Source organism: Clostridium sp. AF27-5AA (assembly GCF_003478415.1).
In the GTDB taxonomy this organism is placed as follows: domain Bacteria; phylum Bacillota; class Clostridia; order Lachnospirales; family Lachnospiraceae; genus Otoolea; species Otoolea fessa.
In genome coordinates, this window is sequence record NZ_QUFH01000037.1 from 1 (window position 1) to 500 (window position 500).

The window sequence follows — 500 nt, forward strand, 5'->3', positions numbered from 1 at the left end:
TTAGCGTACCTGACCGCCGCATGGAGCGGCGAGCCGGATGTTGATATGGAGCTGGCGGCTCACTACTGCCGCCTTGCTTATGAGGCGGGCTTTTCCCCGATCTGCCCGCTCTTGTACCTGCCGCTGTTTTTGAATGACAGCGTTCCCGAGGAACATAAGGCCGGGATTGATATGCGCCGGGATATGCTGCGGCGTTCTCATACCCTGATCGTCTGCGGCAGCGTTGTGGACGAGGATGTGAAAAACGATATTGCGGTTGCCGGACGGCTGGGCATTGCGGCGACAACGCTGGAAGGGGTGCTTGCCGTGAAGGGACACGGCACCCCGGGCCATGCCGGACATTAAGCTGGGGAGCCTTTTCGACGGGATCGGCGTGTTCCCTCTGGCTGCTTCCCGGTGCGGTATCCGTCCGGTCTGGGCCAGCGAGATTGAAAAAGCGCCCATCTCCATAACCAAAAGGCACTTTCCCGATATGGCGCATTTGGGAGATATTACGAAGG

Annotated in this window: 2 protein-coding genes; both read left to right on the top strand. The window is 59.2% G+C overall.

The features are described 5' to 3' along the window. Nucleotides 1-345 (top strand): hypothetical protein (locus tag DWY89_RS14205; protein WP_118524786.1); only part of this gene is annotated, 345 nt, incomplete at its 5' end. Further along, a partial coding sequence (locus DWY89_RS14210) for a DNA cytosine methyltransferase (protein WP_182434592.1) occupies nucleotides 332-500 on the top strand: 169 nt, incomplete at its 3' end. The genes DWY89_RS14205 and DWY89_RS14210, both read left to right, overlap by 14 nt.